The organism is Mesorhizobium sp. M1423, from assembly GCF_040317575.1.
Classification (GTDB): Bacteria; Pseudomonadota; Alphaproteobacteria; order Rhizobiales; family Rhizobiaceae; genus Mesorhizobium.
Window position 1 is genome coordinate 200,697 of record NZ_JAMYKU010000006.1, and the last position, 22,430, is coordinate 223,126.

Here is a 22,430-nt window from a genome sequence, read left to right on the forward strand (position 1 = left end):
GCAGCGACTTGAGATGACCGACGCATCGTCCCTGCCACTTTATCCCCACCGCCATCTTCTGGGCATCCGCGATCTTTCCCCCGCCGACATCGAGCTTCTGCTCGACCGGGCGGACCGGGCCGTTGCCATCTCGCGGCAATCGGACAAGAAGACATCGACGCTGCGCGGCCGCACCCAGATCAATCTCTTCTACGAAGCCTCGACCCGTACGCAATCGTCGTTCGAGCTGGCCGGCAAACGGCTCGGCGCCGACGTCATGAACATGTCGGTGGCAAGCTCGTCGGTGAAGAAGGGCGAGACGCTGATCGATACCGCGATGACGCTGAACGCCATGCGCCCCGACATATTGATCATCCGCCACCAATCGGCGGGCGCGGCGGCACTTCTTGCTCAAAAGGTCGGCTGCTCGGTGGTCAATGCCGGCGACGGCGCTCATGAACATCCAACGCAGGCGCTGCTCGACGCGCTGACCATCCGCCGCGCCAAGGGTCCGTTGTCGAAGCTCATCGTGGCGATCTGCGGTGACATCCTGCATTCGCGCGTGGCGCGCTCCAATATCATTCTGCTCAACGCGCTCGGTGCCCAGGTACGGGTCGTAGCCCCTTCGACGCTTTTGCCCGCCGGCATCGAGAAGATGGGCGTCATCGTCACCCGCTCGATGGCCGAAGGCCTGAAGGACGCCGACGTGGTGATGATGTTGCGCCTGCAGCGCGAACGCATGGAAGGCGCTTTCGTACCCTCGGTGCGCGAATATTTCCGCTATTTCGGGCTCGACGCCGAGAAGCTGAAAGCGGCCAAGGACGGTGCGCTGGTCATGCATCCCGGCCCGATGAACCGCGGCGTCGAGATCGCCTCCGAGATCGCCGACGGCCCGCAAAGCGTTATCCAGGAACAGGTTGAGATGGGCGTCGCCGTGCGCATGGCGGTGATGGAAGCGCTGCTCGACCCCCGTCGAAACCACGAGGGCCGCGGCGCATGAGCATAACGGTCTTCAGCCGCGCCCGCATCGTCGACCCATCGCGCGGCATCGACGAGATAGGCACCGTCATCGTCGAAGGGCGCAAAATCGTTGCCGCCGGCAAGGCGGCCTTGAACCAGGGCGCGCCCGAAGACGCCACGATCATCGAGTGCGCTGGTAACGCGATCATCCCCGGCCTGATCGATGCACGTGTCTTCATCGGCGAACCGGGCGGCGAACACCGCGAAACCATCGCATCGGCGAGCATTGCTGCGGCGGCGGGCGGCGTCACCTCAATCGTCATGATGCCCGATACCGACCCGGTGATCGACAATGTCGCACTGGTCGAGTTTGTGCTGCGCACCGCCAAGGACACGGCAATCGTCAACATCTTTCCGGCGGCAGCGATCACCAAGGGGCTGGAAGGCCGCGAGATGACCGAATTCGGCCTATTGCGCGAGGCTGGAGCGGTCGCCTTCACCGACGGCCGGCATTCTATCGCCAGCGCGCTGGTGATGCGTCGCGCGCTGACCTACGCGCGCGATTTCGACGGCGTCATCGCGCATGAAACCCAGGACGCCGATCTCGCCTCGGCCGGCGTGATGAACGAAGGCCTTTACGCAAGCTGGCTTGGCCTTGCCGGCATTCCTCGCGAGGCCGAATCAATCCCCCTGGAGCGCGATCTCGCGCTGGCTCGCCTGACCGGCGGCTCCTATCACGCTGCCAAGATCTCGACGGCTATGGCGGCAGACGCGGTAGCGCGCGCAAAAGCCGACGGCGCCAACGTCACAGCAGGCGTGTCGATCCACAATCTGTCGCTCAACGAGAATGATGTCGGCGAGTACCGCACCTTCTTCCGGCTGACGCCGCCGCTGCGCGCCGAGGAAGACCGGCTGGCGATGATCGAGGCGGTCAAGGACGGCACCATCGACCTCATCGTCTCCTCGCACGACCCGCAGGACGTCGACACCAAGCGCCTGCCCTTCGCCGATGCTGCGGCCGGCGCCATCGGACTGGAAACGCTGCTGGGCGCGGCACTGCGGCTCTATCACAATGGCGACGTGACGCTGCTCCGGCTGGTCGAGACCTTATCCACCGCGCCGGCAAGATTGTTCAGCCTGCCCGGCGGCACGCTGAAACCGGGGGCTTTGGCCGACCTTGCACTCGTCGATCTGGACGAGCCATGGATCGTCAGCGAGAGCGGCATCCGCTCGCGCTCGAAAAACACCTGTTTCGAAGGCGCGCGGCTGCAAGGCAAGGTCTTGCAAACGATGGTGGCGGGCCGCACAGTGTTTTCGGCCTAGGACGGAACAGGCATCGCGCCTTGAAATCCGCTCAGCCAAGGAAAGTTCGGGGGGAACAATGGCTTACAGTCCCGTCTTGGCATTGGTGTTCGGCTATCTTCTCGGCTCGATCCCCTTCGGGCTGCTGATCACCCGTGCCGCCGGCCTCGGCGACGTGCGCAACATCGGCTCCGGCAACATCGGCGCCACCAATGTGCTGCGCACCGGCAACAAGGGTCTGGCGGCGGCCACCCTGCTGCTCGACGCCCTTAAGGGCACCGCGGCTGTGCTGATCGCCGGCCGCTTTGCACCTGAGCTCGGGCCCTGGGCCGGCTTCGGTGCTTTTCTAGGCCACCTCTTTCCGGTCTGGCTCGGCTTCAAGGGCGGCAAGGGTGTCGCCACTTACCTCGGCGTGCTGATCGGCCTTGCCTGGCAGGTAGCGGTGATCTTCGCCGTTGTCTGGCTGGCGGTGGCTTTCCTGTTCCGCTACTCCTCGCTGGCGGCACTGACGGCAGCTGTGGTCGTGCCAGTGGCCTTGTACTTCCTGAGCACGCCGCAGATTGCCGGGCTTTTCGCGGCGATGAGCCTGATCGTCATCATAAAGCACCGCGCCAACATTGCGCGGCTGCTTGCCGGCACCGAGGGTAAGATCGGGGCCAAGGAGTGAGCGAGCCCGCCGCCGGGCCGCGCCTCAGCGACCGGCAGCGGCTGAGCTGGCTTCGCCTGATCCGCACGCCGAATGTCGGCCCAGCTTCCTTTCGCGACCTGATCAACCGGTTCGGTTCGGCCGAAGCAGCACTTGCGATGCTGCCCGAACTGATGATTTCGGGCGGCGCCAAAAAAATCGTCCGCATCCAGTCCATTGGAGAAGCCGAGGCGGAGCTGGAGACAGCAAGGCGTGCGGGCGCCCGCTTCGTCGGCATCGGCGAGGCGGATTATCCGCCGCTGATGAAGAGCATGGACCATCCGCCGCCGTTGCTCGCGGTCAGGGGCAATAGTGCGGTTTTCCGCTTGCCCGCGATCGCCATCGTCGGCGCCCGCAACGCCTCGCTGGCCGGCATCAAGATGGCGCGGATGCTGGCGGCGGATCTCGGCCGCGACGGCTATGGCATCGTCTCCGGCTTGGCGCGCGGCATCGATACGGCCGCCCACCAGGGCAGCCTTTCGACCGGCACGATCGGCGTGCTCGCCGGCGGCCTCGATTTGCCCTACCCGCCCGAAAATGCCGGGCTGTGCGACGAGATCGCCGAGCGCGGTGGCGCCATCATCTCCGAAATGCCATTTGGCTGGCAGCCGCGCGCACAGGATTTTCCACGCCGCAACAGGCTTGTCGCTGGCGCTGCATTGGGATTGGTGGTGGTCGAGGCGGCACAGCGCTCCGGCTCACTGATCAGCGCCCGGCTTGCCGGTGAGATGGGCCGACTGGTCTTCGCCGTTCCCGGTTCGCCGCTCGATCCGCGCGCCGCCGGCGCCAATGGCCTGCTCAAGGACGGCGCCACCCTTGTCACCGAGGCTGCCGATGTCACCAGTGCGATCGGGCCGCTGGTCGGCGCCTGGGCGCCAAGGACATCGCCGCTTGAAGAGCCGCCCGACTTTTCGGCAACGCCGCCGCCGCGTGAGGATGACCGCGACCGCGTCGTCGAGGCACTCGGCCCGACGCCGGTAGCAGTCGACGAGATCATCCGCCACACCGGCCTGCATCCCGCCCAAGTGTTCATGGTGCTGCTGGAGCTCGACCTCGCCGGCCGGCTCGAACGCCATGCCGGCGGTAGTGTCTCGCTGATTTGACCGGGAGCTTGCGCATGTCCCGGCGCGCATTCAGACGTGATTTCATGACCGATCTAAGCAACAAACCAAAGCGGACGCTGTTCACTCGTAAGACGGCCTTCGTTTGGGCGGCATTGAGCGTCGTGCTGGCGCTGCAATGGTCGATGGATCTCGGCACGCTGGGTTTTCCCGACAGCTATACAACGCCCTTCGCAAGAGGGACGAGCACGCTTCTGGGCATTCTGACGGCAGCCTGCATGGCCCAGGGTCTCTACTTTTTCCTGGCCGGCGTGTTCGGCAGAAAGGTAAGCGCCGTCGGTCTTTGCCCGCAAATCCTTGCCGCAGCGGTTCTCACGGTGGTGCCGGCGCTTATCGTGAAGGATTGTCCGCATTCGCAGCTGTGCAGCAGAGCCTATGAGGCGCTCACCGGCACGATGATGGACGATGGGGCGGGTGGTTAAGGCCACCGCATGCGTTCGGCACGAGGTTGTCACCCATTTCTTAGGTACAAACTGTTACCCATGTCTCCGGGCCGTACATCTGGATTTTGGTGAGCGCGATGGGATTCGAACCCATGACCTACTGATTAAAAGTCAGTTGCTCTACCGGCTGAGCTACGCGCTCCCGCGGGCTCAGAAAGGCCGCCCTCGAAATTGCGCGGAACATAGGGAGAGTGCCTCTGCCGGTCAACCGGAAAAAGACGGCTCGCACACCGGGCTTTCCAGCAGTGTCATCATGCCTTGCGGAGCGCTTCGGCGTTGACGGAACTGCCTCCCTCTCGCACAAGGCCGAAGCTCGCCCTCTATGGCGACAAAGGCAAGCAGCAAATCGGGAGAACCTTTGCGGATCAGCAACTTGGGATTTTTGGCGGAACAATTTGCGCAGCCTGCCCGTTTCCCGCGATAAGGGACATGCGTTTCAAGGAGAAGACCATGAATAGGATCATGTCGGGCCTGCTGGCGACCACTCTTTCGATCTCATTCGCTGCCGCGGAGATCGTGCCAGTCAACGCTCAGCCCAGCTATGCGCCCCCGGCCCAGGGGATCACCTCGAATGTCCAGACCGTCCAGTACGAGCCGTGGCGGAGGCACCGGAGTTTCAACCGCGATTTCTCGCGTCGCGATTTCTCCCGGCGCAGTTTTGCGCGTGACGATGGCATGTATTGGCGTGGCCATCGCGGCTATCGCGAATATCGTCGCGGCTATCGCCGTCACGGTGACTACTGGTTCCCGCTGGCCGCCTTCGCCACCGGAGCGCTGATTACGGGCGCCATCGTCAACAGCCAGAATCGTGTCTATCGTGGCGATGCCCACGTGCAGTGGTGCTACGACCGTTATCGGAGCTATCGCGCTTCTGACAACACTTACCAGCCCAACTACGGTCCGCGCCGGCAGTGCCGGTCGCCTTACTGAGTCCTAAAGCGCGTCGCGTTCGATCGGCCTCATGCGACGCGCTATCGCAAAACCGCTGTTTGCGCGACATGCATTAGATTAGAGGCTGCAGGCCCGCGCCCGAAACGGCGCGGGTGTTTCATTAGCGCGTATCCGGTGGCATCCCTGCCTATTGAGTACTGAGCGTCCTGCGTACAGCGTGGCGCCAACCTGCCAGCTTGGCGGCACGTGTCGAAGCATCCATGTCCGGCTTGAACCGGCGCTCGAGCGCCCAACTCCTGGCGAATTCCGCGGCCTTCGGCCAGACACCCGCCTTCGAGCCGGCCAGCCAAGCCGCACCAAGCGCCGTCGTCTCGAGAATTGTCGGCCGGTCGACCGGCGCATCGAGAATGTCGGCCAGCCGCTGCATGGTCCAGTCCGACGCCACCATGCCGCCATCGACCCTGAGCACGGTCTTGGCCGAGGCGCCCTTCCAGTCCTTTCGCATGGCGTCAAGCAGGTCGCGGGTCTGGAAGGCAACGGATTCCAGTGCCGCGCGGGCAAATTCCGCCGGCCCCGAATTGCGGGTCAGCCCGAAGATGGCGCCGCGCGCCTCGGCATCCCAGTGCGGTGCGCCGAGCCCGACGAAAGCCGGCACCAGATAGACGTTCTGCGTTGGATCGGCTTCCGCCGCCAATTTGCCGCTCTGCTCGGCCTTGCCGATCACCTTGATGCCGTCGCGCAGCCATTGTACGGCGGCGCCGGCGATAAAGATCGAGCCCTCCAGTGCATAGGTGGTCTTGCCGTTCAGCCTATAGGCGATGGTGGTCAAAAGCCGGTTCTTCGAACGCACCAGATCGCTGCCGGTGTTGAGCAGCGCGAAGCAACCGGTGCCGTAGGTGGATTTCATCATGCCCGGATCGAAACAGGCCTGGCCGATCGCCGCCGCATGCTGGTCGCCGGCCACACCGAGGATTCTGATCTCTGCACCAAACAGGCTTTTGTCTGTGATTCCAAAATCATCGGCACAATCTTTCACCTGCGGCAGCATTCTTGCAGGTATGCCAAGAATGGCCAGCAGCTCGTCGTCCCAGGCATTTTGTTCGATGTTGTAGACCAGTGTGCGCGAGGCATTGGTGGCGTCAGTGGCGTGGACCTTGCCGCCAGTCAGGCGCCAAATCAGAAAACTGTCGATGGTGCCGGCCAGCAGTTCGCCCTTCTCGGCGCGTTTTCTGGCGCCCTTCACCTTGTCCAGCATCCAGGCGATCTTGGTGCCGGAGAAATAGGGATCGAGTAGCAGGCCGGTCTTTTTTGTGAATTTCTTCTCCAGCCCCAGCTTCTTCAGTTTCTGGCACAGCGGCGCGGTGCGGCGGTCCTGCCAGACAATCGCGTTGTGGATCGGTTTGCCGGTCTCTTTGTCCCAGATGACGACGGTTTCGCGTTGGTTGGTGATGCCGATCGCGGTGATTTCAGCTGCGCTGCGGCCGGCTGTCTTCAGCGCGGCCTTCACCGTTTCCACGACGCTTGCCCATATCTCCTCGGGATCGTGCTCGACCCAGCCGGAGGCCGGGTAATATTGGGTGAATTCCTTTTGCCCGCTGGCGACGACCTTCATCTTTTCGTCGAACAGGATCGCCCGGCTCGATGTCGTCCCCTGGTCGATTGCAAGGATGTATCCGGTCATTCTCTCTCCCGTCGAAGCGAATTCAAAGGTGCTACGGTGTCTCGACGCCAGACGGCGCGGAGCCGTTCACGCAAACAGGGGAGACGGCAACATGCCGCCTCCCCTGAGCATGGCGATGCGGGCGCGGACGCCCGCATCAAACGGTCCTATTGCTGCCAGCTCTTCACCAGCTCGTCGTAGTTGATGGTGACCGGCTTTTCCTTCTCGTTCTCGATCTTGAGCTGAGGAGCGAGATTGCCCTTCTTGACCGCGTCGGCGTTCCAGTAGGCGAGGTCATGCTCTTCGGCCATCTTCGGGCCAATATCGCCCTGGACGCCCGACTTCTCGATGCGGCTCATCACCTTTTCCTGCTCGGCGCAGAGCGAGTCCATCGCTTCCTGCGGGCTCTTGGCGCCCGACGAAGCATCGCCGATCGCCTGCCACCAGAGCTGTGCCAGCTTCGGATAGTCCGGCACGTTGGTGCCGGTCGGCGACCACTGGACGCGCGCCGGCGAGCGGTAGAACTCGATCAAGCCGCCGAGCTTTGGCGCACGTTCGGTGAAGCTCTTGTCGTGGATCGTGCTCTCGCGGATGAAGGTCAGGCCGACATGGCTCTTCTTCACGTCGACCGTCTTCGAGGTGACGAACTGCGCGTAGAGCCAGGCGGCCTTGGCGCGGTCGGTCGGCGTCGACTTCATCAGCGTCCAGGAACCGACGTCCTGATAGCCGAGCTTCATGCCGTCCTTCCAGTAGACGCCATGCGGCGACGGCGCCATGCGCCACTTCGGCGTGCCGTCGTCGTTCAGCACGGCCTTGGCGCTGGCGTCGACCATGCTGGCGGTGAAGGCGGTGTACCAGAAGATCTGCTGGGCAACCGCGCCCTGCGCCGGAACTGGCCCCGATTCGGAGAAGGTCATGCCTTGGGCTTCCGCCGGTGCATAGGCCTTCAGCCAATCGAGATACTTCTGGATGGAGTAGACGGAAGCCGGACCATTGGTGTCGCCGCCGCGCGCCGTGCAGGAACCGACCGGACGCGAATTCTCGTCGACCTTGATGCCCCATTCGTCGACGGGCAGACCGTTCGGAATGCCCTTGTCGCCATTGCCGGCCATCGACAGCCAGGCATCGGTGAACCGCCAGCCGAGCGACGGGTCCTTCTTGCCATAGTCCATATGGCCGTAGACCTTCTTGCCGTCGATCTCACGCCCGGTGAAGAACGCTGCAATGTCCTCATAGGCCGACCAATTCACCGGCACGCCGAGGTCGTAGCCGTATTTGGCCTTGAAGTCCGCCTTGTTCTTCTCGTCGTTGAACCAGTCGTAACGGAACCAGTAGAGGTTCGCGAACTGCTGGTCAGGAAGCTGGTAGAGTTTCTTGTCGGGCGCGGTGGTGAACGAGGTGCCGATGAAATCCTTCAGGTCGAGATTCGGATTGGTGACATCCTTGCCGTCGCCTGCCATCCAGTCGGTCAGGTTGCGCACCTGCTGGTAGCGCCAGTGCGTGCCGATCAGATCGGAATCGTTGACCCAGCCGTCATAGAGGTTCTGGCCGGTCTGCATCTGGGTCTGGATCTTCTCGACAACGTCGCCTTCCTGGGTGACGTCGTGCGTAACCTTGATGCCGGTGATGGCTGTAAAGGCCGGCGCCAGCACCTGCGATTCATACTGATGCGTGGCGATGGTTTCGGAAACCACCTTGATATCCATGCCGGCGAAAGGTTTCGCGGCATCGATGAACCATTGCATTTCGGCTTCCTGGCCGGCGCGGTCGAGCGTCGACAGGTCGCCGATTTCCTTGTCCAGGAAGGCCTTGGCCTCGTCCATTCCGGCATAGGCGTTGCTTGCCCCGAGCAACAGGACAAGCACAGTTGTTGATGTCAAGAATTGCCGTCGCATGTATTTCCTCCACTGTTAAGTTCAAAGTGCGATCTGGATCGGCGGCCGGCACGCCGCCGTTCCAACAGTTTCCCCCTCTATACGTAGCGGAACACGCCGGCGGCGTAGACCACGGAGAGAGCGAGAGCCCACCACAGATTGGGTCCGACTAGACCCAGCCAAGCGAGATGGATAAAGGCACTGCCAAGCAGCGACAGGAACAAGCGGTCGCCGCGCGTCGTTTCGAAGCGCAGCACGCCGACGCGCGGATTGCCGCCCGGCGAGACGTATTCCCACACCGCCATGCCGCAAAGCAGCAGAAAGATGGTTCCAAAGAAGGCCGCGGTCGGCCACGTCCAGGCCATCCACGAAAAATCGAGGTTGGACGAGAGGTTAAATCCCCACAGGCGGATATTGGCCGGATCGCTGAAGCCTACCGTTATTGCCACGAAATCGATTTGAAGGGCCACCCAGGCCACGACGACCAGGGCGAGAAACAGCACGGCCCACCACCATGGGCTTCTGTCGACCTGCTCCATCATACCCTCCCCAGGGCAAAGCCCTTGGCGATGTAGTTGCGCACAAACCAGATGACGAGCGCGCCGGGAATCAGCGTCAGCACGCCGGCTGCGGCGAGCAGCCCCCAATCCATGCCGGCGGCCGAAACGGTGCGGGTCATGGTCGCGGCGATCGGCTTGGCGTCCGTGGTCGTCAGCGTGCGGGCGATCAGCAGCTCGACCCACGAGAACATGAAGCAGAAGAAGCACGCCACGCCGATGCCGCTCGCAATCAGCGGCATGAAGATCTTGATGAAGAAGCGCGGGAACGAATAGCCGTCGATATAGGCGGTCTCATCGATCTCCTTCGGCACCCCCGACATGAAGCCTTCGAGGATCCACACCGCCAGCGGCACGTTGAACAGGCAATGCGCCAGAGCCACGGCGATATGGGTGTCGATAAGGCCGAAGGCCGAATAAAGCTGGAAGAATGGCAGCGCGAACACCGCCGGCGGCGCCATGCGGTTGGTCAGCAGCCAGAAGAACAGATGCTTGTCGCCGAGGAAGCGATAGCGCGAAAAAGCATAGGCAGCAGGCAGTGCTGCGGCCACCGAAATCACCATGTTCATAACCACATAGGTGATCGAGTTGATGTAGCCCGAATACCAGGACGCGTCGGTGAAGATGGTGCGGTAATTCGCCAATGTCGGTGCGTGCGGGTAGAGCGTCAGCGACGAGACGATCTCGCCATTGGTCTTGAAGCTCATATTGATGAGCCAGTAGATCGGCAAAAGCAGAACGATGATGTAGAGCGTCGGCACGATCCACCACCAACGCGACTCCTCGCCGCGACGGCGCATCAGCCGTGCGATCTCGTCCTGCCGCAGCGTGCTGGCTAATCCTTGCGAAGCTGTCGTCTCGCTCACTCTGTCGGCTCTTTCGTCAGCGCGGCTCATCTCAGCGCTCCGCGTCGTAATTGGTCATCACGGTGTAGAACACCCATGACAACAACAGGACGATAAGGAAGTAGACCAGCGACATCGCCGCCGCCGGGCCGAGGTCGAACTGGCCGAGCGCCGTCTTGACGAGATCGATCGAAAGAAAGGTCGTCGAGTTGCCGGGTCCGCCGCCGGTCACCACGAACGGTTCGGTGTAGATCATGAAGCTATCCATAAAGCGCAGCAGCACGGCGATCAGCAGCACGCGGTTCATCTTCGGCAGCTGGATGTAACGGAACACCGCCCAGCGCGAGGCACCGTCGATCTTGGCCGCCTGATAAAAGGCATCCGGGATCGAGACCAGGCCGGCATAGCAGAGCAGAACGACGAGGCTGGTCCAATGCCAGACGTCCATGATGATGACCGTGACCCAGGCGTCATAAGGATCTTGCACATAATTATAGTCGATGCCGAGCGCGTTGACGTAATAGCCGAGCAGGCCAATGTCGTTGCGCCCGAACACCTGCCAGATGGTGCCGACGACGTTCCACGGGATCAGCAGCGGCAACGCCATCAAAACAAGGCAAACAGGCACGCCCCAACCCTTCTTCGGCATATTGAGCGCAATGAAGATGCCGAGCGGCACTTCGATCGCCAGGATGATGAAGGAGAAGACAAGGTTGCGGATCATCGCCTGCCAGAAGCGGCTGGAGGAAAGCAGTTCCTCGAACCACTCGGTGCCGGCCCAGAAGAAGACGTTGTTGCCGAAAGTGTCCTGCACCGAATAATTGACAACCGTCATCAGCGGTATGACCGCCGAGAACGCCACCAGCAGCAGCACCGGCAGCACCAGGAACCAGGCTCTGTTGTTCCAGGTCTTTTCCACTTCAGGCTCCCATCTCGACGCGCCAGGAATCGGCATAGATGTTGATGCCGGCCGGGTCGAACCGCACCTTCGGATCAGCCGGAACTGTCTCGTCCTCGCCGATGATGGCGGCGATCTCGCGCCCTTCGAGATTGGCACGGACCACCTTGTGGCGGCCGACGTCCTCGACCTTGCTGACCCGGACGGCCATGCCCTGGCTGCCCAGGCGCACATATTCGGGACGGATGCCGAGCTCGATGGCGCGGCCGCCCGCCTTGGGCACGCCCGGCAGTTCGATCTGCTGCGAGCCCAGCTTCGCGGTCTTGCCGTCGATCGCCACCGGCATGACATTCATGCCGGGCGAGCCGATGAAATAGCCGACAAAGGTGTGGCGCGGGCGCTCGAACAGCTCCGCCGGTGTGCCGATCTGCACGATTTCGCCGTCATACATGACGACCACCCTGTCGGCGAAGGTCAACGCCTCGGTCTGGTCGTGCGTGACATAGACCATGGTGTAGCCGAAGCGGCGGTGAAGCTGCTTCAACTGCGAGCGCAGCACCCATTTCATATGCGGGTCGATGACGGTCAAAGGCTCGTCGAACAGGATGGCATTGACGTCGGAGCGCACCAGCCCGCGTCCGAGCGAGATTTTCTGCTTCTGATCGGCGGTCAGTCCGCGCGCCTTTCGTTTGGCCATATCGGCCAGCCCGGTCATCTCCAGCGTCTCGCGCACCTTGCGGTCGACGTCGGCCTCCGGCACGCCGCGATTGCGCAGCGGGAACGCCAGATTGTCGTAGACGGTCATCGTGTCGTAGATCACCGGGAACTGGAAGACCTGGGCAATGTTGCGTTCTTGGGTCGACAGATTGGTCACGTCCCTGCCGTTGAACAGCATCTGGCCGTGCGAGGGATGCAGCAATCCCGAAATGATGTTGAGCAGCGTAGTCTTGCCGCAGCCGGACGGGCCTAGCAGCGCATAGGCGCCGCCATCCTCGAACGTGTGGTGCACTTCCTTCAGCGCGAAATCGGCATCCGTGCGGGGGTTCTGCAGATAAGAGTGGCGGATATGATTGACATCGATGCGCGCCATCGCTTCCTCCTAAGCCGCCAGCCTCGGCGCGGCCACGGCGCGGCCGTGCTCGTCGAAGACCATGATGTGGCGCGGGTCGATGAACACCTCGACCTCCTCGTCCGGCTCGAAGGCGCGAATGCCGTGGGTCAGCATGACCCAGCGCGCATCGGCAAAATCGAGATGGATGAAGCTTTCCGATCCCGTGATCTCAGTGATCGTCACCTTTGCGCGCACCGGCACCGCGGCGGCGTCGGGCCGATCGAGGGAAAGATGATGAGGCTGGAAGCCGATCGTATAGATCGCATCGGCAATGCCGAAGAGTTCGGCCGGCACCGGCAATTTCACGCCGCCCTCGAGCAGGAAATCCAGGCCCTTCTTGGCAAGCACGATGGTGTTGAGCGGCGGATCGGCGAAGGTTCTCGCCGTCACCAGATCGACCGGCTTGCGGAACACTTCGATGGTCGGCCCGAACTGGGTGATGCTGCCTTCGGAAAGCGTCGCCGTGTTGCCGCCGAGCAGCAAGGCCTCGTGCGGCTCGGTCGTGGCATAAACGAAGATTGTGCCGGCGGCCGCGAATATCTTCGGCAGTTCCGCGCGTAATTCTTCGCGCAGCTTGTAGTCTAGGTTGGCGAGCGGCTCGTCGAGCAGCACGAGGCTGGCATTCTTGACGATGGCGCGGGCCAGCGCGGTGCGCTGCTGCTGGCCGCCCGACAGACTGAGAGGCGTGCGATCGAGATAGGGCGTGAGTTTGAGAAGGGCGGCGGCATTGCGCACCTCCCTGTCGATCGTTGCCTGATCCGTGCCGGCCACCCGCAGCGGTGAGGCGATGTTTTCGTAGACCGTCATCGCCGGATAGTTGATGAATTGCTGGTAGACCATGGCGACGTTGCGCTTTTGCACAGGCATGCCGGTGACATCCTTGCCATCGAACCAGACCGAGCCGGAGGTCGGCACGTCGAGGCCCGCCATCAGCCGCATCAGGCTGGTCTTGCCGGAGAGCGTCGGCCCGAGCAGGACGTTGAGCGAGCCGTGCTGAAGCGTCAGCGAGACGTCGCGGATATGTTCCGCCGCACCCACCGTCTTCGTCACGTTTCTCAGTTCAAGCATGATGCCTCCTCCCAGGCTTTCTGCATCAGTCGGCCGTCCCTATTCGGCAGCCGCTACGTGCTGCCGGCTTATTCCGCGCATGAACTCGTCGAGCACTGCCGCCTGCTCACGGCTGAGACGCAGGCCGCGCTTGGTCCGGCGCCACAATACATCCTCGGCGGTCATCGCCCATTCGTTTTCGACGAGGTAGCGCACCTCGGCTTCGTAGAGATCGGCGCCGAAGTTGCGGCCAAGATCGACGTTCGACTTGGCGAGGCCCAGCAGCTTCCTTGCGCGGGTGCCGTAGAGCCGAGTCAACCCGCGGGCCAGCCGCGCGTCGAGGAACGGGTACGCCGTTTTCAGTTTCGCCACCTCGGCATCGAAGCCGGTGACGGGAAAGTCACCGCCGGGCAGCGGCGCGTTTGCCGTCCATGGTTTGCCGCGCTTGCCGAGAAAACCCTCGATCTTCTCGAGCATCGATTCCGACAATCGGCGGTAGGTCGTGATCTTGCCGCCAAAGGCGTTGACGATCGGGGCGGCACCCTCGCCTCCATCGGCCTTCAGCACATAGTCGCGGGTGGCTTCCTGCGCCTTTGAGGCGCCATCGTCGTAGAGCGGGCGCACCGCGGAATAGGTCCAGACGATATCCGACGGATTGACCGGCTGCGCGAAATATTCGCTTGCCGCAGCGCAGAGATAGTCGATCTCGGCATCACTGATCCTGACGTCGTGCGGATCGCCGGGATAGTCCCGGTCGGTGGTGCCGATGAGCGTGAACTCGTCTTCGTATGGGATGGCAAAAATGATGCGCCCGTCCTTGTTCTGAAAGAAATAGGCGCGTGGGTCGTCGAATTTCTTGCCAACGACGATGTGGCTGCCTTGCACGAGGCGGACATTGTGCACGTCGTTCAAGCCGACGGTGGCTGAAAGCACCTGATCGACCCACGGGCCGGCGGCATTGACCAGCAGCCGCGCCTTGACCTCCTCGGTATCGCCGGTCCGCACGTTTTCAAGCCTGACCGTCCAGAGATTGCCTTCGCGGCGTGCGCTGACGACCCTTGTTCGGGTTCGAACGGTTGCACCGCGCTCGGCAGCGTCACGGGCGTTCAACACAACCAGCCGGGCATCGTTGACCCAACCGTCGGAATATTCGAACGCCTTTCGAAAAAGCGGCTTCAGCGGCTTGCCGGCCGGATCCTTGGCCATGTCCAGCGTTTTCGTCGGCGGCAGCAATTTGCGCCCGCCAATATGGTCGTAGAGAAAAAGCCCGAGCCGGATCAGCCAGGCCGGACGCAGCCCCTTGGCGTATGGCAGCACGAAGCGCATCGGCCAGATGATATGCGGCGCGTTCCTCCACAGGATCTCGCGTTCCATCAGCGCTTCGCGCACCAGGCGGAATTCGTAGAATTCGAGATAGCGCAAGCCGCCATGGATCAGTTTGGTCGAGCCGGAAGAGGTTCCGCTGGCCAGATCGTTCATCTCGGCAAGGAAGACCGAAAAGCCACGCCCAACGGCATCGCGGGCAATGCCGCAGCCATTGATGCCGCCACCGATGACGAAAATGTCATGGATCGGTGATGCGCCCAAAGAAGTCCTCCCTCGATTTCGCATTGCAGCATTTTTGAGTTTTGCGAAACCGTGGCGGGATTATTTCGAAATGATAACGAATGTCAAACGAAATATGATCGGCGGCAGATGCCGCAGCGGCATCTCTAGGAGAGCGACGTTTCGATCAGCTGAACCTCTGCCTCCTGGCAGATCTTGCGCACCGACGGGATGTCGCAACGATCGGTGATGAAGGTGTTGACCTGCGACAGATGGCCGATGCGGACGGGCGCGGTGCGCTCGAATTTGGTCTGGTCCGACACCAGGATCACATGCCGGGCGTTGGCGATGATCGCCTGAGCCACCTTCACCTCGCGAAAATCGAAGTCGAGCAGCGCGCCGTCATGGTCGATGGCCGAGGCGCCGATCACCGCAAAATCGACCTTGAACTGCCTGATAAAATCGACCGCTGCCTCGCCGACCACACCGCCGTCGGAACCGCGCACGACACCGCCTGCGATCACCACCTCGATCGAAGGATATATGCGCATCCTATTGGCAACATTGATGTTATTGGTGATGACCATCAGGCCGCTGTGATCGAGCAGCGACTTGCTGACAGCTTCCGTCGTGGTCCCGATATTGATGAACAGAGAGGCGTTGTCGGGGATCAGCCGGGCGGCCGCACGGCCGATCGCTTCCTTCTCCTCGGCGGCGATCTTGCGCCGAGCCTCATATTCCATGTTCTCGATGCCGGACGGGAACAATGCCCCGCCATGGATGCGGGACAAAAGCCGCTGGTCGCAGAGATCGTTGAGGTCCTTGCGGATCGTCTGCGGTGTCACGTTGAAATGCGTCGCCAGCTCCTCAACCAGTACGCGGCCGTGGTCCTTGGCCATCTGGATGATTTCGGAATGACGCGGCGACAGATACATCTAGCAACCTCTCATTTTCGTTTTTCTCGTCTATAGCTGAAAACGAAAGCCATGAACAGGTATGAGCCGGCTAATGAAAATCGGGCGACTGCAGAGAGAAAAGCTCCGGCGCAATCTCGACGAGGCTATCAACTCAGGCCCCGCGCGATCTCAGTGATGACCTCGAAAGCAGTATCGACGTCCGCCGCAGTCGTTTCGAACTGCCCGACCTGAAAGCGGATCGCCACCTGCCCGTCCACCCGAGTCTGCGTCAGGTAGATGCGGCCGTCATCGTTGATCGCGCTGACCAACCGCAAATTGTGCTCGTCAGAGTCGATGCCCGCAGCCGTAAGATGCCGGAACGAGAGCAGCGACAGCATCGGCTCCGTTACGATCTCGAAATCCGGTTCCCGAGCCAGCCGCGCGGCAAGGCTCTCGCTCCAGGCGACATGATTGCGGATCATGGTTCGCAGATATTCCAAGCCATGTGCACGCAGCAGGAACCAAAGTTTCAGCGCGCGGAACCTCCGTCCGAGCGGCACCGACCATTCGGAATAATTGATGACCCCGTCGCGGCCATGTGTTCTCAAGAATTCGGGCTTGATCGCCAGCGTACGCACGAGGTCTTCCGGCTGGCGAACGAACTGCATCGAGCAATCGAACTGTGCGCCCAGCCATTTGTGCGGATTGAAGACGATCGAATCCGCATGTTCGGCGCCGGCCCAGAAATGCCGGAACTCGGGGCAGATCATGGCGGAGCCGGCCCATGCGGCATCGACATGCAGGTAGAGCCCGTGCCGCTTCGCCACCGCGCCAACAGCCGCGACATCGTCGGTGCCGCCGGTACTGGTGCCGCCGACGCTGGCGATGATGCCGGCCGGCAGCATGCCGTTTTCGCGGTCGGTGACGATCGCCGCTTCCAGAGCCGCCGTCTGCATGGCGCGAAAGCGTCCGGCGACCGGAATGCGCACGAGGTTCGCCTCGCCGATGCCCGACACCCAGATCGCCCGGTCTATGGAAGTATGGACTTGGTCGGAAGAATAGACCCGCACGATCGGCTGGCCTTGCAGGCCGCTCTTGTTGCCTTGCCAGTCGAGCGCGCGCTCGCGCATGGTCAGCACGGCGGCAAGCGTCGCCGATGAAGCCGAATCCTGCATGACGCCGGAAAATCCCTCCGGCAGACCAAGCGCCTGCCGCATCCAGTCGACGACCCGCATCTCGAGCTCGGTTGCGGCCGGCGAGGTCTGCCAGAGCATGCATTGCGCAGCCATCGCGGAAACCAGATACTCGGCCACGACGGAGGCCGGGGCCGCATTGGCCGGAAAATAGGCGAAGAAACGCGGATGCTGCCAGTGCGTCATGCCCGGCAGGATCTTTTGCTCGAAATCGGCGAAGATTGCCTGCATCGTTTCGCCGTCTTCCGGCGGCGCGACATCGATGCTTTTGAAGATTTCGCCCGGCTCGACAAGCGGCCGCACCGGTCTTTCGCGAAGGCTGTTTCTGTAGTCGGCGCCCCATTCAGCCGCTCGCAGCGACCATTCGCGGAATTCGTTGCTATTCATCTTCGCCTCCGTAGCGCCTCAGCGAGCCGCGATCAAAGAGCACGAAAAACGAAGGTTTTCATTCGGGAAAATCAGGCAAGCTCGCAAAGGCGGTCTTCAGCGCGTTCGACCAGCTATCCGAGATCGTGCGATAATATTGATCGTCATGGTTTATTCGCTTTTTGAGGCCGACCTTGAAAGTGTCCTTTTCATAGAACAGCAGGTCGAGCGGCAGGCCGACCGACAGGTTCGACTTCAGCGTCGAATCGAACGACACCAGCAACAGCTTTACCGTCTCGGCGAAACTCATCGTCTTTTCGTAGGCCCGGATGATGATCGGCTTGCCGTATTTGGTCTCACCGATCTGGAAGAACGGCGTATCGTCGGTCGATTCGATGAAATTGCCTTCCGGATAGATCATGAACAGGCGCGGCGCGCTGCCCTTGATCTGACCGCCGAGGATGAAGGAGGCGTTGAAATAGGAATCCGCCTTTTCGCCGGCCGGCGACGAACTGGCGATGACCTCCTTGACGGTGTCTCCGACCAACCGGACTGTCTGGTACATGGAGGGCGTTTCGAGCAGCGTGGCATGGCGCTCCGCCACTGCCTTGGTGCGTTCGTCGAGCAGGCTGACTACGGCCTGGGTCGTCGCCAGATTGCCGGCCGACATCAAAACGATGACGCGCTCGCCCGGCTCCTCCCAGACATGCATCTTCCTGAAGGTCGAGATCGAATCCATGCCGGCATTGGTGCGCGTGTCCGACATGAACACGAGCCCGCGATCGATCTTCAGGCCGACGCAATAGGTCATCGAATCTCTTTGGCAACAATCTTGCCGGGATTACTGCTCCACGGTGACGGTGACCGCAAGCTGTTCTTCCGCCTGTCCCAGCCGAATTCCCGATACCGGCGTGGCGTCGCGATAATCGCGGCCGATCGCCACCTTTACATAGCGCTCGTCGGGAGAAATGCCGTTGGCGACATCGAAGGAGACCCAGCCCAGGCCCGAGACATGCGCCTCGGCCCAAGCGTGGCTTGCCGCCTGCTCGATCGCTGCATCCATCATCAGATAGCCGCTGACGTAGCGCGCCGGGAAATCCATGGCGCGAGCCGCGGCAACGAAGATATGGCTGTGGTCCTGGCAAACGCCGGTCTTGAGCGCAAGGGCCTCTTCGGCCGGCGTCGTCGCGTTGGTGGTGCCGGGTGTATAAGCGACACGCTCGCCGATCACGGCCATTAGCCGGTGCAGCCTTTCGATGTCGGTGCCCTTGCCCACCGAGGCAGCAAGCTCACGAATGCCGCTGCCGATCGTCGTCAGCGGCGTTTCATGGCCGAACAGCCAGAGCGGCGCGAAACCCTGATGCGGTCCGCAGACACCGGCGGTATCGCGCGTCACCACTTCGCCAGCTGCTTCGACTGTGATGAAGTCGCGCTCGCCCTCGACGCTCAACAGCCGGGTATCATTGCCGAAATGGTCGGTGAACCGCACTTCCTCGCGCGCGCCTTCGATCTTCAGCGCCCAGGACAGCACCGTCTGGGTGCGCCCGTTCACCGGGAGCAGCCGCAAACGCTGCAACAGATAATGCACCGGCGCATCGTAGCGGTATTCGGTCCGGTGGGTGATCTTCAGCCGCATCGCTCTCGTCCCTGGAGCATGAGCCTTACCGAAAACCGGTCTTCGTTTTTTGGGATCATGCTCAATAGAACCTGTAATCCTGCGCGATCTCATCGCCGAGCCTGGTGTTGTCGCGGATGAAATTGGCCAGGAATTCGTGCAGGCCGGCGTCGAAAATATCCTTGATCGAGCCGGCCGTCAGCATGGAATGGGTCTTGGCGGCCGTCGCATGACAGGCGTGGCGCTCACCATAGTCGTCACCCAGGAATTTGAGATGCTCCGTCAGGAAGCGGTAGCAAAAGGTCAGCGAGCGCGGCATGCGGACATTGAGGATCAGATAGTCGGCGATGTTGCTCGGCTTGTAGTCGGCGTCATAGACCCAGCGGTAGGAGCGGTGCGCCGACACCGAGCGCAGGATCGATTCCCACTGGTAGTTGTCGAGCGTCGAGCCGACCCAGGAGATCGACGGCAACAGAACATAGTACTTCACGTCCAGGATGCGCGCGGTGTTGTCGGCGCGTTCGACATAGGTGCCGAGCTGCGAGAAATCGAAGATCTCGTTGCGCAGCATGGTGCCGTAGAACGAGCCGCGGATCAGCGCCGTCTCGCGCTTGATTGCGTCGAGCGCGCTGGGCAGGTCGCGCTCGTCGATCGGCTTGGCCAACATCCGTTTCAGCGACATCCAGGCTTCGTTGATGCTTTCCCAGGTTTCACGCGTCAATGCTGTGCGCACCATGCGGGCATTGTTACGAGCCGTTTCGATAGACGACATCGTGCTCGACGGGTTCGACGTATCGCGCAGCAGGTAGTCGGCGACATTGGCGGCGGTGTAGTCCGAATATTTCTGCGTGAAGCTGGCGTCCGAGCCGGCGCTGAGCAGCACCGAATTCCACTCCTCCGAAGCATTCTGCGTGCGAGTGAGCGCCATGCGCAGGCCGGCATCCACCAACCGCGCCATGTTCTCCGCCCGCTCGATATAGCGGTTCATCCAATAGAGCCCGTTGGCGGTGCGGCCGAGAAGCATGTCAACGTGCCTCGATGCTGAGTGAGTAGCGAATAGCGAATAGCGAATAGGGGAAAATCGGCTTCATGATTTCTGTTGCAGACTCCTGATCATCGAACGCAGCATTCTCCCGATCTCATCGGCCTGGCCAAGCAAACGCAATACGTCCTGCTCAATCATCAGCGCTACCCTTCCAGACAAGATTAGGTGCGTTTCCAACTCTTTGAGAGAACCTTGCGCTATGCGAAGATATTGAACGAACGATCCCGTGTTTTCTCGCCCGTGCCCTTCGGCGACATTTGCCGCAATCGATACAGATGATCGCCGTATCTGAGACGTCATCCCGTAAACTTCGCTGCTCGGAAAGGCTTTCGTTGCCGAATAGCAATCTACAGCCAATTCAACGGCCGCCTTCCAAACAATCAAGTCCCTGTAAGAGTTAATAGTCGTGTTGGTGCCCTCTTCCCTATTCGCTACTCACTATTCGCTATTCGCTACTCACTATTCGCTATTCGCTCTAATCATCCAACACCCAAGTATCCTTCGTGCCGCCGCCTTGCGAGGAATTGACGACCAGCGAGCCTTCCTTGAGCGCTACTCGCGTCAGTCCACCGGGCACGATCTGGATACGGTCGGACACCAGCACATAGGGGCGCAGATCGACATGGCGCGGCGCCAGCCCCTTGTCCGTCAGGATCGGACAGGTCGACAGCGCCAGCGTCGGCTGGGCGATGTAGTTCGACGGTTTTGCCGCGAGCTTTTTGGAAAAATCCTCGCATTCCTTCTTGGTCGCCGCAGGTCCTACCAGCATGCCGTAACCGCCGGACCCGTGGACCTCCTTGATCACCAGTTCGTCGATGTGCTCCAGCACATATTTCAGGCTGTCCGGTTCCGAGCAGCGCCAGGTCGGGATGTTGCCGAGCATCGCCTTGCGGCCGGTGTAGAATTCGACGATTTCGGGCATGTAGGAATAGATCGCCTTGTCGTCGGCAATGCCGGTTCCGGGCGCATTGGCGATCGTGATATTGCCGGCGCGGTAGACGTCCATAATGCCCGGCACGCCAAGGGCTGAGTCCGGGCGGAAGGTCAGCGGATCGAGGAACGAGTCGTCGACGCGCCGGTAGAGCACGTCGATCTGCTTGTAGCCCTCGGTCGTGCGCATCGCGACATGGCCATCGACGACGCGCAGATCCTGCCCTTCGACGAGTTGCACCCCCATCTGGTCGGCAAGGAAAGCATGTTCGAAATAGGCCGAGTTGAAGCTGCCCGGCGTCAGCACGGCAATGGTCGGCGCGCCCTTGGTGCTTTGCGGCCGCACTGCGGCCAGCGACTGGCGCAAGAGCTGCGGATAATTCTCCACCGGCCGCACCTTGATCTGCTGGAACAACTCGGGAAAGAGCTGCATCATCGTCTCGCGGTTCTCCAGCATGTAGGAGACGCCGGACGGCGTGCGCGCATTGTCCTCCAGCACGTAGAACTCGTTCTCGCTGATGCGTACGATGTCGACGCCGATGATATGGGTATAGACGCCGGCCGGCGGCCGCACCCCGATCATTTCGGGCAGGAACGCCTCGTTCTTGGCGATCAACTCCTTCGGCACGCGGCCGGCACGCAAGATTTCCTGACGATGGTAGATGTCGTCGAGAAAGGCGTTCAGCGCCTGGACGCGCTGCTCGATGCCTTGCGTCAGCCGTCGCCATTCGTTGCCGGAAATGATGCGCGGAACGATGTCGAAGGGTATCAGCCGCTCCGATGCTTCCTGCTCGCCGTAAACGGCGAATGTGATGCCGGTCTTGCGAAAGACGCGTTCGGCGTCCTGCATCTTCTCGTTAAGCCTGGCCGGGTCCTGTTCCTTCAGCCAGCGATCGTAAGCCGAATACGGTTTTCTCAGCCCGGAAACTTCCGGAAGCATTTCATCGAACGCTGCCAATCGCATACTCCCCTGTGGCGCCATTTCACTGGCCTCGCTGGAGAAAATCAAGCGCAATCGGTGATTTGGTGGGCGCCGGCGATCAGTATATCGCTCTTGCCTAAAATTAAGGCAGTGCCGATAGGGCCGTAGTCAGGCTTTGCTTCGTGTCCGGGCAGATGCCGGATGCGGATCAAAACGCGCGAAAGGTGACGACCGTGAACGTGTCTTTGATGCCGGGAAGAATCTGCACTTTCTCGTTGACGAAGTGGCCGATGTCTTCCTCGTCGTCGACATAGAATTTGGCGAGCAGGTCGTAGTTTCCGGCTGTCGAGTAGATTTCGGAAGCGATCTCGGCATCGGCCAGGGCGCTGGCAACGTCATAGGCCTTGCCCAGATCGCACTTTATCTGCACGAAAAATGCTTTCATTGCCTGGTCCTGCCCAACATCGCACGCTCTAGGTAAAATCGAGCGGCCCTTGTGGCAGACTGCCGCCCGGCTTTCAAGCATCGGCCATCGCTCAGGCTGT

At 61.5% G+C, this 22,430-nt stretch carries 22 protein-coding genes and 1 tRNA gene; 6 read left to right on the forward strand and 17 right to left on the reverse strand.

Annotated elements, in window-relative coordinates; all coding sequences use genetic code 11:
* Positions 1 to 13: 13 nt before the first annotated feature.
* Genes NKG95_RS10520 through NKG95_RS10540 form a run of 5 tightly spaced genes read left to right on the forward strand, consistent with a single transcriptional unit; the run spans position 14 to position 4,469 of the window.
* Positions 14 to 979, forward strand: coding sequence for an aspartate carbamoyltransferase catalytic subunit (locus NKG95_RS10520; RefSeq protein ID WP_353040588.1), 966 nt, complete (start codon positions 14 to 16; stop codon positions 977 to 979).
* Entirely contained in the window at positions 976 to 2,262 is a 1,287-nt protein-coding gene (locus NKG95_RS10525) for a dihydroorotase (protein ID WP_353040589.1), read from the forward strand. Before NKG95_RS10520 ends, NKG95_RS10525 begins: the two co-directional genes overlap by 4 nt.
* Before the next feature lie 58 nt (positions 2,263 to 2,320).
* Positions 2,321 to 2,908, forward strand: a complete 588-nt coding sequence (plsY, locus tag NKG95_RS10530) for a glycerol-3-phosphate 1-O-acyltransferase PlsY (protein WP_353040590.1) — start codon at positions 2,321 to 2,323, stop codon at positions 2,906 to 2,908.
* Entirely contained in the window at positions 2,905 to 4,029 is a 1,125-nt protein-coding gene (gene dprA / locus NKG95_RS10535) for a DNA-processing protein DprA (protein WP_353040591.1), read from the forward strand. Before plsY ends, dprA begins: the two co-directional genes overlap by 4 nt.
* A gap of 44 nt (positions 4,030 to 4,073) precedes the next feature.
* Positions 4,074 to 4,469, forward strand: a complete 396-nt coding sequence (locus NKG95_RS10540; RefSeq protein WP_023717767.1) for a hypothetical protein — start codon at positions 4,074 to 4,076, stop codon at positions 4,467 to 4,469.
* Positions 4,470 to 4,556: 87 nt separating this feature from the next.
* Here the strand turns inward: NKG95_RS10540 and NKG95_RS10545 are convergent.
* Positions 4,557 to 4,632 (reverse strand) — tRNA-Lys (locus NKG95_RS10545).
* A gap of 308 nt (positions 4,633 to 4,940) precedes the next feature.
* On the opposite strand from NKG95_RS10545, the gene NKG95_RS10550 reads away from it, so the two are divergent.
* The gene (locus NKG95_RS10550) at positions 4,941 to 5,420 is read left to right on the forward strand and encodes a BA14K family protein (protein ID WP_023717768.1); all 480 of its coding nucleotides are present in this window, start codon (positions 4,941 to 4,943) and stop codon (positions 5,418 to 5,420) included.
* A gap of 148 nt (positions 5,421 to 5,568) precedes the next feature.
* Here NKG95_RS10550 and glpK read toward each other — a convergent pair whose 3' ends face one another.
* From glpK to NKG95_RS10630, 16 genes are all read right to left on the reverse strand, one after another.
* Complete coding sequence (gene glpK, locus NKG95_RS10555) at positions 5,569 to 7,062, reverse strand: glycerol kinase GlpK (protein WP_353040592.1); 1,494 nt, start codon at positions 7,060 to 7,062, stop codon at positions 5,569 to 5,571.
* A gap of 146 nt (positions 7,063 to 7,208) precedes the next feature.
* On the reverse strand, positions 7,209 to 8,936 hold the full coding sequence (locus NKG95_RS10560) for an ABC transporter substrate-binding protein (RefSeq protein ID WP_353040593.1): 1,728 nt from the start codon (positions 8,934 to 8,936) through the stop codon (positions 7,209 to 7,211).
* Positions 8,937 to 9,013: 77 nt separating this feature from the next.
* Positions 9,014 to 9,280: a DUF2160 domain-containing protein gene (locus tag NKG95_RS10565; RefSeq protein WP_353040615.1), complete on the reverse strand. Its 267-nt coding sequence runs from the start codon at positions 9,278 to 9,280 to the stop codon at positions 9,014 to 9,016.
* A 173-nt stretch (positions 9,281 to 9,453) separates the two neighbouring features.
* Positions 9,454 to 10,368, reverse strand: a complete 915-nt coding sequence (locus NKG95_RS10570) for a carbohydrate ABC transporter permease (protein WP_023717772.1) — start codon at positions 10,366 to 10,368, stop codon at positions 9,454 to 9,456.
* Position 10,369: 1 nt separating this feature from the next.
* Positions 10,370 to 11,236, reverse strand: a complete 867-nt coding sequence (locus NKG95_RS10575) for a carbohydrate ABC transporter permease (RefSeq protein ID WP_023674893.1) — start codon at positions 11,234 to 11,236, stop codon at positions 10,370 to 10,372.
* 1 nt (position 11,237) lies between these two features.
* A complete protein-coding gene (locus NKG95_RS10580) occupies positions 11,238 to 12,305 on the reverse strand; it encodes an ABC transporter ATP-binding protein (protein ID WP_353040594.1) in 1,068 nt (355 codons plus the stop codon).
* A 9-nt stretch (positions 12,306 to 12,314) separates the two neighbouring features.
* Positions 12,315 to 13,394 (reverse strand): ABC transporter ATP-binding protein, encoded by a 1,080-nt coding sequence (locus NKG95_RS10585; RefSeq protein WP_353040595.1) that lies wholly within the window; start codon positions 13,392 to 13,394, stop codon positions 12,315 to 12,317.
* Between the two features lie 39 nt (positions 13,395 to 13,433).
* Positions 13,434 to 14,960, reverse strand: a complete 1,527-nt coding sequence (glpD, locus tag NKG95_RS10590; RefSeq protein WP_353040596.1) for a glycerol-3-phosphate dehydrogenase — start codon at positions 14,958 to 14,960, stop codon at positions 13,434 to 13,436.
* 125 nt (positions 14,961 to 15,085) lie between these two features.
* Positions 15,086 to 15,853, reverse strand: a complete 768-nt coding sequence (locus NKG95_RS10595; RefSeq protein WP_023674889.1) for a DeoR/GlpR family DNA-binding transcription regulator — start codon at positions 15,851 to 15,853, stop codon at positions 15,086 to 15,088.
* 128 nt (positions 15,854 to 15,981) lie between these two features.
* The gene (locus NKG95_RS10600) at positions 15,982 to 17,394 is read right to left on the reverse strand and encodes a pyridoxal phosphate-dependent decarboxylase family protein (protein ID WP_353040597.1); all 1,413 of its coding nucleotides are present in this window, start codon (positions 17,392 to 17,394) and stop codon (positions 15,982 to 15,984) included.
* Between the two features lie 58 nt (positions 17,395 to 17,452).
* The gene (locus tag NKG95_RS10605; RefSeq protein WP_352482263.1) at positions 17,453 to 18,184 is read right to left on the reverse strand and encodes a proteasome-type protease; all 732 of its coding nucleotides are present in this window, start codon (positions 18,182 to 18,184) and stop codon (positions 17,453 to 17,455) included.
* Between the two features lie 30 nt (positions 18,185 to 18,214).
* Complete coding sequence (locus tag NKG95_RS10610; RefSeq protein ID WP_023717778.1) at positions 18,215 to 19,009, reverse strand: transglutaminase family protein; 795 nt, start codon at positions 19,007 to 19,009, stop codon at positions 18,215 to 18,217.
* A 61-nt stretch (positions 19,010 to 19,070) separates the two neighbouring features.
* Positions 19,071 to 20,012, reverse strand: coding sequence for an alpha-E domain-containing protein (locus NKG95_RS10615; protein ID WP_023717779.1), 942 nt, complete (start codon positions 20,010 to 20,012; stop codon positions 19,071 to 19,073).
* 63 nt (positions 20,013 to 20,075) lie between these two features.
* Positions 20,076 to 20,435 carry a four helix bundle protein gene (locus tag NKG95_RS10620; RefSeq protein ID WP_353040616.1) on the reverse strand — a complete coding sequence of 120 codons (360 nt, stop codon included), beginning with the start codon at positions 20,433 to 20,435 and terminating at the stop codon, positions 20,076 to 20,078.
* A gap of 73 nt (positions 20,436 to 20,508) precedes the next feature.
* Positions 20,509 to 21,921, reverse strand: coding sequence for a circularly permuted type 2 ATP-grasp protein (locus NKG95_RS10625; protein WP_023717781.1), 1,413 nt, complete (start codon positions 21,919 to 21,921; stop codon positions 20,509 to 20,511).
* A gap of 172 nt (positions 21,922 to 22,093) precedes the next feature.
* Positions 22,094 to 22,330 (reverse strand): Lrp/AsnC ligand binding domain-containing protein, encoded by a 237-nt coding sequence (locus NKG95_RS10630; RefSeq protein WP_023674883.1) that lies wholly within the window; start codon positions 22,328 to 22,330, stop codon positions 22,094 to 22,096.
* Positions 22,331 to 22,430: the final 100 nt, after the last annotated feature.